General features: G+C 54.6%; 9 protein-coding genes. 4 read left to right on the top strand and 5 right to left on the bottom strand.

Going from position 1 to position 13,359, the window contains the following annotated elements; translation table 11 throughout:
• The first annotated feature begins 342 nt into the window (after positions 1-342).
• Positions 343-4,488 carry an FtsK/SpoIIIE domain-containing protein gene (locus D8M41_RS02045; RefSeq protein ID WP_126926311.1) on the top strand — a complete coding sequence of 1,382 codons (4,146 nt, stop codon included), beginning with the start codon at positions 343-345 and terminating at the stop codon, positions 4,486-4,488.
• Here the strand turns inward: D8M41_RS02045 and D8M41_RS02040 are convergent.
• Positions 4,457-4,948, bottom strand: coding sequence for a hypothetical protein (locus tag D8M41_RS02040; protein WP_006889163.1), 492 nt, complete (start codon positions 4,946-4,948; stop codon positions 4,457-4,459). The genes D8M41_RS02045 and D8M41_RS02040 overlap by 32 nt on opposite strands.
• A 356-nt stretch (positions 4,949-5,304) precedes the next feature.
• On the opposite strand from D8M41_RS02040, the gene D8M41_RS02035 reads away from it, so the two are divergent.
• Complete coding sequence (locus D8M41_RS02035; RefSeq protein ID WP_006889167.1) at positions 5,305-5,553, top strand: WhiB family transcriptional regulator; 249 nt, start codon at positions 5,305-5,307, stop codon at positions 5,551-5,553.
• 121 nt (positions 5,554-5,674) lie between these two features.
• On the opposite strand, the gene D8M41_RS02030 is transcribed toward D8M41_RS02035, so the two are convergent.
• From D8M41_RS02030 to D8M41_RS02020, 3 genes are all read right to left on the bottom strand, one after another.
• Entirely contained in the window at positions 5,675-7,240 is a 1,566-nt protein-coding gene (locus D8M41_RS02030) for a sensor histidine kinase (protein WP_126926310.1), read from the bottom strand.
• 84 nt (positions 7,241-7,324) lie between these two features.
• On the bottom strand, positions 7,325-9,703 hold the full coding sequence (locus tag D8M41_RS02025) for a hypothetical protein (RefSeq protein ID WP_126926309.1): 2,379 nt from the start codon (positions 9,701-9,703) through the stop codon (positions 7,325-7,327).
• Positions 9,704-10,471 (bottom strand): SAF domain-containing protein, encoded by a 768-nt coding sequence (locus tag D8M41_RS02020; protein ID WP_126926308.1) that lies wholly within the window; start codon positions 10,469-10,471, stop codon positions 9,704-9,706.
• A gap of 356 nt (positions 10,472-10,827) precedes the next feature.
• On the opposite strand from D8M41_RS02020, the gene D8M41_RS02015 reads away from it, so the two are divergent.
• Positions 10,828-11,064, top strand: a complete 237-nt coding sequence (locus tag D8M41_RS02015; protein WP_006889133.1) for a helix-turn-helix domain-containing protein — start codon at positions 10,828-10,830, stop codon at positions 11,062-11,064.
• A gap of 4 nt (positions 11,065-11,068) precedes the next feature.
• Here the strand turns inward: D8M41_RS02015 and D8M41_RS02010 are convergent, their stop codons facing one another.
• Positions 11,069-11,632, bottom strand: a complete 564-nt coding sequence (locus D8M41_RS02010) for a hypothetical protein (protein ID WP_006889176.1) — start codon at positions 11,630-11,632, stop codon at positions 11,069-11,071.
• Positions 11,633-12,647: 1,015 nt separating this feature from the next.
• Between D8M41_RS02010 and D8M41_RS02005 the strand changes: the two genes are divergently transcribed.
• Positions 12,648-13,310 carry an Rv3235 family protein gene (locus D8M41_RS02005; protein ID WP_023134044.1) on the top strand — a complete coding sequence of 221 codons (663 nt, stop codon included), beginning with the start codon at positions 12,648-12,650 and terminating at the stop codon, positions 13,308-13,310.
• The last annotated feature ends 49 nt before the right edge of the window (positions 13,311-13,359 follow it).

The raw sequence follows: 13,359 nt of genomic DNA, 5'->3' as shown, positions 1-13,359 counted from the left end.
TACGAATTTACCAGTTTAACGGCGCCTAGAGCCAGGCGTAACCACAGCCTTCAGCGGCGCAGCAGCACCTTCTAAAGACGGATTTAATCATATCTAAAGTTACCTGATATCCGCACCCATTGCATATTTGCATCGTATTTTTTCGGCCTCCGAAAAAGAATCCAGGACGGGCATAGTCTGCACCGCCTCCGCATTCACAGCTTGTAATATTTACGGCATTTAGACGGCATCGAACTACAAAATATGTGGATAACTATGCTTAATGGTCACAATAGGTATTTTTATCCACAATATACGATTAAATCTCTTGATTTATACTTTGACATGTTTTGAGATTATTACATGAAGTATTCGTTGTTTCTTGCCGATGCACCCCGCACCCTGGGAAAACCCGATTACCCTTCCTACCCGCAGCTGCTCTCCGTTGAGTGCGCTGCGGGTTCTCAGGCACGCCAGCTTGCCCAAGCGCTGCCTCATTCGGCCCTGACCGTGGCCGGTCGTCCGCTCGAAACCCTCACTGTTGGAGCGACTCCGCTGACTCCCGGAGCATGCCTCGAGCCCGGCCGCACACAACTGACCCAACCAGCGGCAGTCAGCACGCTCTATGTGCTCCGAGGCCCTGATGCGGGGCATGCCTACCCCATACCGCGCGGGCACACACACATCGGACGCTCACAGAAAAACAACCAGGCGGTTGCCCTCAACGACCCCTATCTAGCACCCAATCACGGAACCCTGGTGGTGGATGGCTCAGGGGCACGTCTCATCCTTTCTCACCCACCCCGCAGTAAAAACTTGGCTGCCTTACCCCTGCCCCACGGGGTACTGCCCGGCGCGAGCAACAATAAAGAACAAGAAATACGGTGGAATGAGCCTTTCATAGTGGGTTCATCTACCTGTCTTCTCACCGCTCCCGGGCAGAGCCCGGCTTTACCCCAGAATACCGGCTCCCCCTTTGAACCAGTCACTTCTCACACCCAAGCCGCGCGTAAACTCGGCACGCTCATTATCATGGTGTGCCTACCGCTAATTATTGGTGTGGCAGTGGCAACGCTCACCGGGATGTGGATGTTCCTGCTCATGTCATTAGCCTCATCAGCCTTAATGCTGTTACATATGCTCAGCGGTCGAGGCGAAAACAAACGCGCCCAGCGAGAGGTTCACAACTCCGGCGAGCGCGAGAAATTACGTGCCGAAGGGCTCACCCCGGCTGGAGCCCGCCCATTTATTCCTGCCGCCGACCAGTCTGCTGCTGCGGCGATCGTGCTCGGGGCAGGCCCGCGCCTGCCATTTGTGAGCGGACGTAATCTGAATGTCTCTTCCCTTCAACCTCATAAGCGGGCCCCTCATTACGTTCCGGTTCCCACGGCCGCGTTACCGCACGAGTTGCATCTAAAGCCTGAGCATCTGCACGCCTATCTGGTGCAGCTGGTGGCGGTCTACCCTGGGGAGATTATCGTATTAGCCCCCGCATCCGCAGCAACAGTTGTGCGTGATGCGTTGGTATGCCTTGGAGTTCACGAACGGGTGCGCCTGTGCGTTAGTCCTGAGCAGATCGCTGAAGCACTGGCAGTAACAGTTCCTGAGCCTCAGGAATCTTTCTTGCCAAGCTCACAGCCTGCAGCCATTCCCCCGCTGTTTATTTCAGCGGGCGTGCCGCGCGGTGGTACAGGTGTTTTCCCCACAAGGGCTGCCTTGTGTATTGTGCATCCTCACGATACAGCTCATGTTCCGGTGCTAAATGGTGCGGCACTGTCTTTGCAGACCGTTGGAGAGTACCAGCAAAGTATCTCGTATGTGCGCTCGGGGCCTGCCCCGGCCGAGCTGACCCCTGCCGAGAGCGTGGGGCAAGTACATCCGTTAGAGCTGAATGATTCTTGCGCTACAGCGGATGGGTTAAGTATTGCCCAATATGTTCGTGCGTTGGCTGCATTAGCGGGTAGCGGGGAGTCTGATACTGTCGCTGAGGCCACGGATGCAGCTTCGGTTCATAGCAGGTCGTTGCGGCTTTCTGAGCTGGATTCTCTCAATGGGGAAAATGCTCACGCAAACGGTATTGACCCGATGGGGCTACTCTGTGAGGAAGCAGCAGCCCGCTGGGCTATGAACCGCTACTCCCCTGACCTGTACTGTCTGCTGGGTTCGGCACCGGGCGGGTACCTTGATATGGGGCTGTCTGAGCATGGTCCCCACTGGATTGTGGGCGGCACCACCGGTGCGGGTAAGTCGCAGTTGCTGCGTTCTTTGATTCTGACCGTGGCGCTGCGTTACGGCCCGGAGAGGCTGGGGCTGATCTTGGTCGATTTTAAGGGATCTGCTGGCTTGGGTCCGCTCGCACAGCTGCCGCAGACTTTGAGTATGCTGAGCAACTTTGATGTGTCTGCAGTGCACCGTGCTCTTGAGTTTTTGCGGGCCGATGTGCGCCGCCGCGAACGTGATTTGCTGAGCTTGGGGGTGAACTCGTACCGTGATTATTTGCGTTTGTGCGCGGCCTCAGGTGAGATTCCTGCGTACCCGGAATTGGTGATTGTGGTTGATGAGTTCCGCATGTTGGTTGAGTCGATGCCGGATGCTATGAACGAGCTGATGAAAATTGCGACGATTGGCCGTTCATTGGGTCTGCACCTGATTCTGGCAACTCAGCGGCCGCAAGGCAGTATTTCACAGGATATTCGAGCAAATATTGCCAGTAATATTTGTTTGCGTGTCTCTTCGGGGCAGGATTCATTTAATCTGGTGGGTCATGAGGGCGCGGCGAGTATCCCTGCCTCTTGCCCGGGCGCAGGGTACGTGCGTCTGCCGGATGGCCAGAACCTGCCATTTAGGGCTCCGCTGGTTGATGCTCTCCCCAGCAATACGGTTCAGGCCCCGTTCGCGGCGCAGCTGTTACAGGATGGCGCATGGGTTCCGCTCATTAGCCCGGTAGCACAGCAGGACGCATCCGACGATTCTCAAGGTGAGGATGCTCAATTAAACCGTGCCGTGCAGCTCATTCGTGAGGCATTTGAGTCCTACGCTGTCTCTGCGGGGGATTATCAGCCGATCCCACAAGAGCTGGCAGCCCATACGGAGCTGACCGTTTCTTCCCGTGAGTTTGAGTACACACTGGGCGAGCTGGAGATCGCGCGTTATGGTGTGCGCCAGCCGCGTACGTGGGGGATCTCCTGTGGTGCATCTGCAGCTAGTGGGGCTGAGCAGGAGGAGGCTGCGGGTGCGCTGGCTGTGTTAGGGGCGGTAGGTGAGCGTTCAAACCTTTTGAACGCGATGCTGGCCCAAGCTGCTCAACGCGGGGAGCGCATCATAGTGTTGACTGCCGATTCTGGGTTGCACCGGCGTTTGGCGTGCGCTTACGCGGAGGGAGGTGAGGTGTTTGATGCCCTGGTTGGCCCTCATGAACTGTCGCATTTACAGTACTGTTTGCAGCAGCTGCGTAGCGGCTACACGGTGCCGGGCCGTGAGGGGCAGCAGGATGGTGCGCTGGTGGTTGTTGACGGACTGGATTCGTGGCTTGAGCTTCTCATGCGCCTGCCGCAGATTGAGGGCCAGCTGTATGATCTGCTGGCGCAGGGGCATCGTTACGGGTACCGTGTGGTGTTTACCAGTGCACTTTCACTTCGTGGACGTTTCGCGTCGGTGGCGCATTCGACGTTGTTGTCTCGACGGTTTGTTGAGAATGACCTGATGCGCAAGACAGTGAAGAACTACCCAGTTCCGGCGCAGGGCCATTTTGCGGTGGAGGGAACGTTAAATACCGATTTAATTGGGGATGAGCCGCTGGAGGCTTCGGTATTGAGTCCGGTAACGTTGAGTTCCTCGGAGCTTACCAAGTTATTGCAGGATACAAGCGGCAGGTCTCATCGGGTACGTCCTCTGGTGCAGTTCCCTGAGGGAATCTCACTTCCTGCTCAGGATGCGGTGCTGGACGTTCACCGGAAAAGTCCTGGAGCTCTATTGTGCGGGTATCAGCGTGATGGGTCAGCGGCTCTGATTCATGCGCCGCAGGGAACGTTTGTTCCGGTGCCTGGTGCGCGTTCTTCTGGTAAGAGTACGTTTTTGCAGAACCTTGGTTCACTGAACCCGCAGTATGGTGTGCTTCATATTGCGGGGGCTAATAATCCGGATGCGCAGCAGCTTCGTGAGACCTTTGAGAATGTTCCTCACCCGGAGCGGGTGATCCTGGCAGTTGATGATGTGCCGTATATTTCTGCGGCTACCCAGCAGGTGTTACTAGAGTTTGGGCGTAAGTTCCGGGCCGGGTTTATTGCTTACACCCCGTACACACGGTGGCTTTCGTCGCCGGTGTTGGCGTCTTTGTCAGGGTGTTCACGAGCGGTTGTTATTAATCCGCGGACTGCTGCCGATGGGGAGATTTGTACGCTTTCAGAGCTTCCGCTTGATCTGTACACGGAGGGTACTCTACCACCGGGTCGGGCGGTTGCGGTAGATGCTGGGCGGGCTACCGCCTGCCAGTTACCGAGTGCCGTTTAAGGTCTGCTTCGTCTGCTTCGGTTGTTTCGTGCAGGTACTGGCTGGTTGCCGGGAGGAATACGGCAACCAGTGCAGTACCGGAGAGGAGTAATAGCACTGTGGGAATGATGATAAAGGAGAAAGGTGCATGGTCTGCCCCAACCACACTGCGGTAGGAGAAGTAGCTGTATATATTTGAGGCATTAATGAAGCTGGCACAGGCGTGAATCAGGGCCATGGGGGTGCGGGCTGTTCGTTTTCCCCGATAGAACCTGAGGGCAAAGAATAAGATTATGAGGCCAAAGAAAGCCTGGATAATACCGCCGACGAGGCGTTCTTGAACGGCTCGGGCCGCATCACCAAAGAGCGGGTCTGCGACCCCCCGGAAAAGCAGATACACAGCTTCTACGGTTGAAAGCCCCGCCACGAACAGAACGCTCAGGGGCGCTTTGGGGTTCACAGTCGTCTTCGGGGTGGCCATAGTCATCCTTTGGTCGGTGCGTTGAGCGGGGTAAGGGTGCATAGATCTGCAGCCCGCGTCCCTCTATTTTAGCGACCCCTGCAGCTCTTCGGCGCAGTGCTGGGAAACACTCTGTGAGTTTATGTCATGAATACCCGTTACTTCCTTTTGAGCGAGGTTACCCTATGTGATACATACCTCTAATATTTCAAAAAGTTTTTTTGGAAAACCTCTTGTCAGCATGCCCGGACCGTGGGAAAGTTGATACGTCAAGTTCCCCCTCCGTTCGGGGGATGCTTTATGTCACACACCAAAAGTCAAACGCACGAAGCGCCCCGGTGCCAGTGCACTACTAAAAGATTGAAGGAGGTCCAGCTGTGGATTGGCGTAGCCGTGCTGCTTGCTTGGATAAGGATCCCGAACTGTTTTTCCCCGTTGGAAACACCGGACCTGCCCTTTTGCAGATTGAAGAAGCAAAAACAGTGTGCCGTTCCTGTGAGGTAGTTGATGTCTGCCTGAAGTGGGCTATCGATACCGGTCAGGATTCCGGTGTTTGGGGTGGCACCAGTGAGGATGAGCGCCGCGCTATGAAGCGTCGTGCTGCTCGCGCCCGCCGCGCGTCCTAATCATACGCGCTACTACACACATACAGCTAAACGCGGCTCCCGAAGGGAAGCCGCGTTTTGTTACCCCAGCATAACTACGATAAAACTACTCTAGCCATATGGCTTGTAGTCTTAGGTGTTCTTAATTAAGTCGGGCACTAATAATCACCCGGGTGCCAGCAGGCTCATGCGGCTCCCACCGGATAGAACCGTTGAGCTCACTAGCCACAAGGGTGCGCACAATCTGCATCCCCAGCCCCTCATTACCTGTGCTGGGCCGGTATGCTTCAGCCCCGGACTCCTCAATGGGCTCTCCCCCCATCCCTTGACCATCGTCAGTGATAATGACGGTGAGAGTGTCCTCACCCCCCTCATTCATGGAACGAATTCCTTCTAGGGTGACCGTTCCAGCACCCCCATTAAGGCCGTGCTCCACGGCGTTGGCCACAACCTCATTAATAACAAGCGCCAAAGGGGTGGCAAACTGGCTCGGCAGATAACCGAACGATCCAAGAAGCCGGGTGTTAATCTCTTGTCCCGGGGAGGCGAGCTCTGCCGCTAAGTGAAACTGCCTCTCAACGAGTTCATCAAAGTTTACGTTCTGCGCGAGACCCTGCGAGAGTGCCTCATGAACGGTGGCGATCGTCGAAACGCGGCGCATCGCCTGCTCCAGTCCCTGTTTCGCCTCTCGGGTACTCATGCGACGGGCTTGTAGTCGCAGCAGTGCGGAGACCGTTTGCAGATTGTTTTTGACGCGGTGGTGAATTTCTCTAATAGTCGCGTCTTTTGTCATCAGCTCCAGTTCGCGGCGACGCAGCTCCGTCACATCCCGGCACAGCAGCAGCGCCCCGTGCCTTTCCACCCCCAATGGGGTGATTCGCTCCAGCGGGATGGCACGTAAAGTGATGCGAACTTTCCCAATGTGCAGTTCAGCTCGGGCATCTTCACGGCCAGCCAGCACAAGCTGCAGAGTTTCATCAGCTTCCTCCCCCGCCGGGAGCATATCACGGGTAACGTTCGCTAAGTTCAGATCTTCTAGGTACCCTTCTAAGCCCATGCGGGCATACATTGAATTTGCATTGGGTGAGGCGAAGGTGACGTCTCCTGCGTCATTAATCAGAATGATACCGTCAGTAACTCGCGGGTTACCGCGTGTATTGTTCTCATGCGCCAACGAATCAGGCCAAATGCCTGCATGCACCATTTCGAGCATATTATTTGCGACTTTATAATAAATATTCTCAGTGCGAGCTGGCTTACGACTCACCAAAGGAACAGTATGAACACTTAACAGGGCGATTGTGCGGCTATTACGCACTATAGGAACAACTTTAATCATCACCTCGGCTAGGCCTTCACTCGGCTCATCGTCCGCGAACGAGATAATGTTCTGTTCAGTCCAGGAGTGCAACGCTGCTAGACGCATCGTCTCTCCCATCGTCGTGCCAATCGGGTCGTGATGGAAAAGCGTATGCACGTTTGAAGGCCTCACGTGCGCGATAGCAGAGAAATTACTGGTGATCGACGGGCCCGACACACTATCGGGTACGCTACCGTCAGCCACCACATAGTCTGTAGGGAACCATAGCACCAAATCACTATGAGCCACATCGGCAATAATCTGCCACTCACCGATGATCAGGTGTATCCATTCGGTGTCTCCAGGGCCGAAATCGCCAGCGTTAAGAATGCTCTCTGTGAAAGACATAGCTATGCTCCTTAGGCTTAGGCGGGTTCTCCTATTCTACGGCGTCCAGCGTGTACAAACGTACAAGGCAGCACCGTACAGAGCCTAGTTTTTCTTCTTGCGGCCCCCGAAAAGACGGCTCAGAGTTCCCCCACTTTTCTCCGGCTGAAGAGGCTGGCTAGCAGCATCCTGCTCAGGCTGTGCCGGTGCCCCATGATATGCAGGCATAGGATTCTGCTGCTGATTTGTGTCAACAACCGGCGGGCGAATAGGAGCAGGGGCAGGCTCATGTGCAGACGGTGAAGCAGGCACAGCTACTTGAGGTTGTTTGTATCCAGAAGCGATATCTAGCTTACGATACAAGTCATTGATCCCTCGCGTCAGTGGGCTTTTAGGCGCACACTCCTGTAGGGTTTGGCCGCGCATCCACGCCTTATCGAGTGATTTACGGTCATACGGCAAGAAGCCGGTTAGCCCCACGCTCGGGCCGAACCTCTCCCAGGCGCGGCGCAGCTCACCAACTGTCCCGTGTCCGCTCGCGTCGGAACGCACCTTGCACAGCCACAGATCGATACGGGTCAGCGGGGAAATATCATACGGCCCGTCTCGCAGCTGCTCATACGCCTGTATCAGTCGGGGCACACCAATGACATCAGCATTACCAAGCATCACAATACGATCGGCCTTCTCAAGAGCGGTGATAGCCGCCCCGTTTCGCAGGGGAACCGGGCCGTCATAACTGAGCTCTTCGTCAGCCTCAATACACGATGCGACGTCAATTATGAGCACATCGTACCGTGTGGCGAGCCAGTCAATGCTTGCTGCTAATGACTTAGCCCGTAACTCGGGCCAGCGGTTAGCCCGGGTAATGCCGCTCAAAAAGTCAATGCTGTACTTCCCTAACGCCACCGAGCACAGTGCCTCACGGGCATTCTGCTCGGTCAGAGAAGCCCGATCCGCAAAATGGCACATTTGCGATATGCCGGAGTATTCGTCCAAAAGCCCCAGCAGAGGACTCAACGAAGGATTGTAAGTATCGGCATCAATAAGGCAAACTTTCAGCCCATCAGCAGCGGCTGTGGATGCCAGATTCAGGGCCAATGTACTACGCCCAGGAGCCCCAGCTGTGCCCCAAACAGTAAGAACAGTCCCACGGCGGGGCTGTATGGTGTTGGCAGAGGAGATCCCCGGCTGCTGCGCATTCTGCTGGTTATACATACTGTTCTGGCTGTAGCTGGGCGGCTGATAGCCTTGGCCTTCATTCCCAAGGGCGGGCATCTGCTCAGCAGGAACCGTATGCCATTCGACAGAAGGCTGAGGCGGCATCGCATAGCCGGTTGCATCAACGGGAGCCGTATACCCAAAGCTATCCTGGGGCGCCTGTCCCGAGTATGGAGCAAACCCCTGGGAGGTTTCCTGCCCAAATTGGCCGGTATCTGAGGCAGACTCATACCCCCACGGTTCAGGCTGATCCTGATACTCCTGCGGCTCGTAGGGAGATGATACACCTGGCTGTTCCTGTTCCTCCCATTGACCAAGGTAACCCGTTTGTTCGTCGATATTCGCCTCGTATGGAGGCTTAGGGTATTGCTGCTGTTGCTCGGCAGATTCTGCTTTTTCCGGCTGGGTGGTATCCGCCTTTTGGCGGGCAGAGTCTGTTTCGGTGCAGCTTGTATCAGGCTGGGTGGGGTCAAAACCGTTCAGAATGGCGGCTGCCTCATTAAGTACTGCCTCTTCAGGGTTGAGTTCCGCCGCCTGCTGCTGTTGTGGTGTGAGCGCGTGTTTTTCCTCAGTATTAGCGGCTTCTGCACCACTGTTATCAGCATCGTTTGCTAATAGTTCAGACGAGTCATCCGATGCAATCACTTCCGTGACCTCACGGGCTGCTTTTTCGGCGTGAGGGTCGTATCGGTAGGCGCGGTAGGTTACATACGTCTGAGGGTTCTGTGGAGCGCTCTCAGGCTCCGTGTTCCCTATAACCGTGGTGGGCTCTTCAATGGGCTCGACTGTGTAATTGTGGGGCTGAGGCGCCTCCGGGGCTTCTAAAGGAGCCTGTTGTGTTTGCGGAATACTGTACCCATAGGCAGCGTCATACCCGTATCCATCAGGTGAGGCCGCAAGCTGTGGGCGTGGCTGTTCCCCCACAGCAAGTATGGTGCCTAGAGAGGCTTGTTCTAGGGTATTGAGAACGTCAGCCAATTCAGCATTAGAATCCGCCCAGTAAGCCCCAAACGGCAGTTTATCTCGCGGGTCAGCGATTATAACAACCCGTACTTCGGCCTCAGCTAGGGCCGCGACCATAGAGGCAGTAAGGTCCGTGACAGGCACCGCGCATAGTAATACCCGTGCGATTCCAGTCTGTGCGAACCCCAGAGCCTCTGCTAGGTCATCAGTGGTGCGCGCAACGCTCACGGCGCCACGCTGTGATTCTATACCGTGCAGCAGAGTTCCATCGTCCCCATAGAGAATGACGGGTATGTTCATTTAATTTCCCCTTCCGAGGGCAACGGGGACAAGAGTGATCTTTGCTTCACTACCGTTCGCTTCAACAATACTGGATACGGCGTTAGGATTCACCCACAGCTGCACTGTCGCTTTGCCGTTCGCCCCAAGGACGCTTTCTTCCTTTGAGATACTGGATATTTCGGCACCGCTAACAATGGGAGAAGAGCCGTCGCTCCCCTGGCTTTCAGAGGAAGGACTTGCCGAGGTAGAGGGGTTATCCCGCGAATCGATACTCGCTGAAGCAGATGGCTGAGGAGACGGTTGCGGCGCGGTGGCAACAACGGTGTCACGCTGCACAGCCCATACGTCTACCTGCTCTCCCGCTTTAAGCGCGGAGGCCGAGCCACGGTCAATGGTCACGGTAACTAGTCGGCGATTTTCTCGCACGTTAGTACCTGTAGAATCTTTCCCTATAATCTCACCGCTGGCAATATACCGGGTTGCCATCAAATCGCCTTTATTGACCTCTTCAGAAGTAATGTATCGCTCTGAGGATGAGCCTAAATTGGCATCGACCGGAGTCAGCATGTCGGAAGTAATCTTATCGCCTACATGGATATCACTTTTAGCAGCATAATACTGTGTGGTGTGGTTATTGAGCTGTATAACTGCGATAACACCGACTATGGAAACCAGAATAAGCAGGATACCCATCAGGAGCTTTGGATCTTTAATACCGGGACGCTGCAGACGAGCTGAGGGCTCGCGCTGTTCGGAAGTGTTACTAACCGGAAGATCTCTGTGCATTGGTAAGTTTATGCCTTTCAGGGGATTCCCAGGCGTGACTCTGGGAATATAAAGGTGGTTTTTTGCAGTTGGTGAGTCTGCGTAGACTTCTATCTCAGCATAAAGTGGTATCATAAAGCAAGTAATGGCCTATAAGGAGTGTAATATATATTCATTCACCTCTCAGACCTCGGAGGTGATGAAGGATTGCCTGCATACATAAAGCCTCTAAGAACAGGATTTTGGTGTAATACCCCGTAAAATGCTGGTGTTAGAGAATCCTTTAGCCTATACTTGAAATTGAACAGCAGAATTTTCTCTTGAAAATAATGCCCACCCCTAGAGAAGTAGGACTTACCACAGAAAGGATGCCTACGATGACTGCCCCTCGTTTTCTCACTTTGAGCGATGTTGCAGATGAATTACAGGTTTCTCTTAGCCAGGTGCGCGCGCTCGTTCGTAGTGGAGAACTACCCGCCATTCAGATTGGTGGCCGTAATCAGTGGCGCATTGAACGCACTCGTTTTGAAGAATATATTGACGAGCGCCACTCACAGACTGTGGAAGCTATCGCTTCCGGCAAGATGTCCGCAACCCGCGTTAAGGTTGATTAGTCTTCTAGCTGCGGGCAACCACAGCACCTATAAGGGGCGTAGGGATAATCCTTACGCCCTTTTGTGCACCCCGCCAAGAGTCTGAACGCGGGTATTCCCCACCGGTCAGCACCTTCAACTCCACAAAATCGGCACCAACACGTTCAATAACACCCTCACACACAACTCCACCATGCGCCATGTAGATCTTTACGAGTTCACGCGAAGTCGCCAAAGCACGTAAAGCCAAGGGCAGAGTCAAACGGTACACCTTCTGGCGCACATCCGCACGCAATGCAAGCTCAGAGCCTTCCCACCACAGCACGCCCTGCAGCGGCAATATAACGCTCTCCCCCATAGCATTGACCTGCACCCAACCATCCCCCACAGACTCCAAAAGTCCTTCCCGAACTCTAGTGTCGGCACCACAAATGCGTATAGACCCGCCCAAATGAGCCGAAAGTCGTTCAACCATGGTGACGGATGAGTAGGCGCTTCGCGCAGTTTGGCGGGCATCCAGCTCCAAATCACGGACCCGCTCCGCTGCCAAACGTACCTCAAGATCCCGGAAGACTTTTTCAAATCGCATAGTACTGAGCCTAGGACACAGGGGGTCAAAGCGCAATCTAGCAACAACGGAAACCCTTCAAGGGCATTCCGAAGGTAGCAAACAAAAATAAACTATAAAAAATTACCTATTAGCTTTACAAACACCCTCTTTATAGTGGATAGTATTTATAGAATCAAAAAGCATCAAACAACATGATTGGAGGATAATCGTGATACAAAGGCACACAAAGGTTGATGCAGAGGTTATTCTTAGCGTGTCCATCCCTGTACTTGCCGTATGCACCGGAGCGTCCTCTCTCTTCACCAGCACACTTTTTACCACCCAAAATATTGCCAGTGCTGCCCTGTACTGCACATTTATTGCGGCACTTGCCGTACTTGGATGGTGGCTCCTCAGCTGCGCATTCGCTATACGCTACCTGTATCGCATTCGTTCGGGCCTTACCCAGATAGTTAATCGTGATGAACGCGGAACACTACTACTCCCCCGTTTTATGCGCAATGCAGTGCTTACCCTGGGCGGTATTTCCCTTGGGCTAGGAGCCGTACTTTCCCCAGCCCAGGCCGCCCAACAAACGGAGACGGCAAGCCTATCTCCCCAATCTGCACCAGTCAGCGTATCCGCCCCAGCCCTTGTCGGAACGCCAGCCACCACCACAGCCACAGTAAACACTGCGGCGGTGGAGAGAACGGAGCCCACCCCCTTCTACCCGCCCACCAAGCAGCAAACCGGCCCAGCACTCAGCCCATTCTTTGGTGGCGGAACAGGAACACCACATGTACAGCCAGCATCAGCTCAGCAAGGCAGTGAATACGTGGTGGTTCGCGGGGATTGCTTGTGGAATATTGCGCAACGCATTCTAGGCCCTAATGCATCAAACGCAACCATACTAGAGTACACAGTACGTATACACCAAAATAATCGCAGCACCATCGGGGATAACCCAGACTTAGTTCTTCCAGGACAGCGAATTCTATTGCCCTCATAAAACTGACAACAGACCGCATGTTTTGCACCGATAAGGAGACAACCAATGAGCACTCTCTACGCTAACTTCCACCACGACCGTCATCGGCAGACCGCTGGGCAACCCATCCAGCCCGAGAAAAAACCACGTGCGGTACAGATGCACGCTGCCAAAAAGATCGATGCAGAACACAACCCGCTCATCCCAGCAGACCACCATGCAACGGCCAGCACGCACACAAACCTGCGTTATGCTCCCAGTGGCTTTACCCTGTTGCCTATCACCGACTATGCCCAAGAAATTATGGGTACCCCAGATGCCAACCGGCCAGCACGGGTTAAAATCCGCAAACCCCGGCGAACTGGGCGCCCACTCAAACGTTCAGATTCCGCAGCCCGCTCGGTGGAGATACTCTGTTCGGGCCTGTGCCTGGGGATTGTTGAAATGCTCGCAGGGCACCGCACCCTTGAACAATTCCGTAAATGGTTTTCCCCCAGCTGCTGCGCAGAGCTGCAGGCCCTCGGGCAGACAATACGCTCTCAGAGGTCACAGACTCGACGAACCGCAACCCCCCGTGTGCTGCGCTCCCGCGCACAGAAAGTTGATAATGCCAAAGGCGGCTACGAAGTCACCCTTGTAGTGCACGACGGGGTGAAAGTGCGTGCCATGGCAATGCGCGTTATCGAACGCTATTCAACCTGGCATATCACCACTGTCGAATACCGCTAGAAAACCTTCAAAGGGCTCCCGGAAAGATATATCTTTCCGGGAGCCCTTT

The organism is Rothia sp. HSID18069 (assembly GCF_003989155.1).
Classification (GTDB): Bacteria; Actinomycetota; Actinomycetes; order Actinomycetales; family Micrococcaceae; genus Rothia; species Rothia aeria.
Note: the sequence above shows the minus strand (reverse complement) of the source record. Positions and strands in the feature narration are given on the sequence as shown.

What these genes read in the sequence shown, in the direction of transcription:
- D8M41_RS02045 (WP_126926311.1), top strand. Translation starts at nt 343, where the DNA reads ATGAAGTATTCGTTGTTTCTTGCCGATGCACCCCGCACCCTGGGAAAA.
- D8M41_RS02040 (WP_006889163.1), bottom strand. Translation starts at nt 4,948, where the DNA reads ATGGCCACCCCGAAGACGACTGTGAACCCCAAAGCGCCCCTGAGCGTT.
- D8M41_RS02030 (WP_126926310.1), bottom strand. Translation starts at nt 7,240, where the DNA reads ATGTCTTTCACAGAGAGCATTCTTAACGCTGGCGATTTCGGCCCTGGA.
- D8M41_RS02025 (WP_126926309.1), bottom strand. Translation starts at nt 9,703, where the DNA reads ATGAACATACCCGTCATTCTCTATGGGGACGATGGAACTCTGCTGCAC.
- D8M41_RS02020 (WP_126926308.1), bottom strand. Translation starts at nt 10,471, where the DNA reads ATGCACAGAGATCTTCCGGTTAGTAACACTTCCGAACAGCGCGAGCCC.
- D8M41_RS02015 (WP_006889133.1), top strand. Translation starts at nt 10,828, where the DNA reads ATGACTGCCCCTCGTTTTCTCACTTTGAGCGATGTTGCAGATGAATTA.
- D8M41_RS02010 (WP_006889176.1), bottom strand. Translation starts at nt 11,632, where the DNA reads ATGCGATTTGAAAAAGTCTTCCGGGATCTTGAGGTACGTTTGGCAGCG.
- D8M41_RS02005 (WP_023134044.1), top strand. Translation starts at nt 12,648, where the DNA reads ATGAGCACTCTCTACGCTAACTTCCACCACGACCGTCATCGGCAGACC.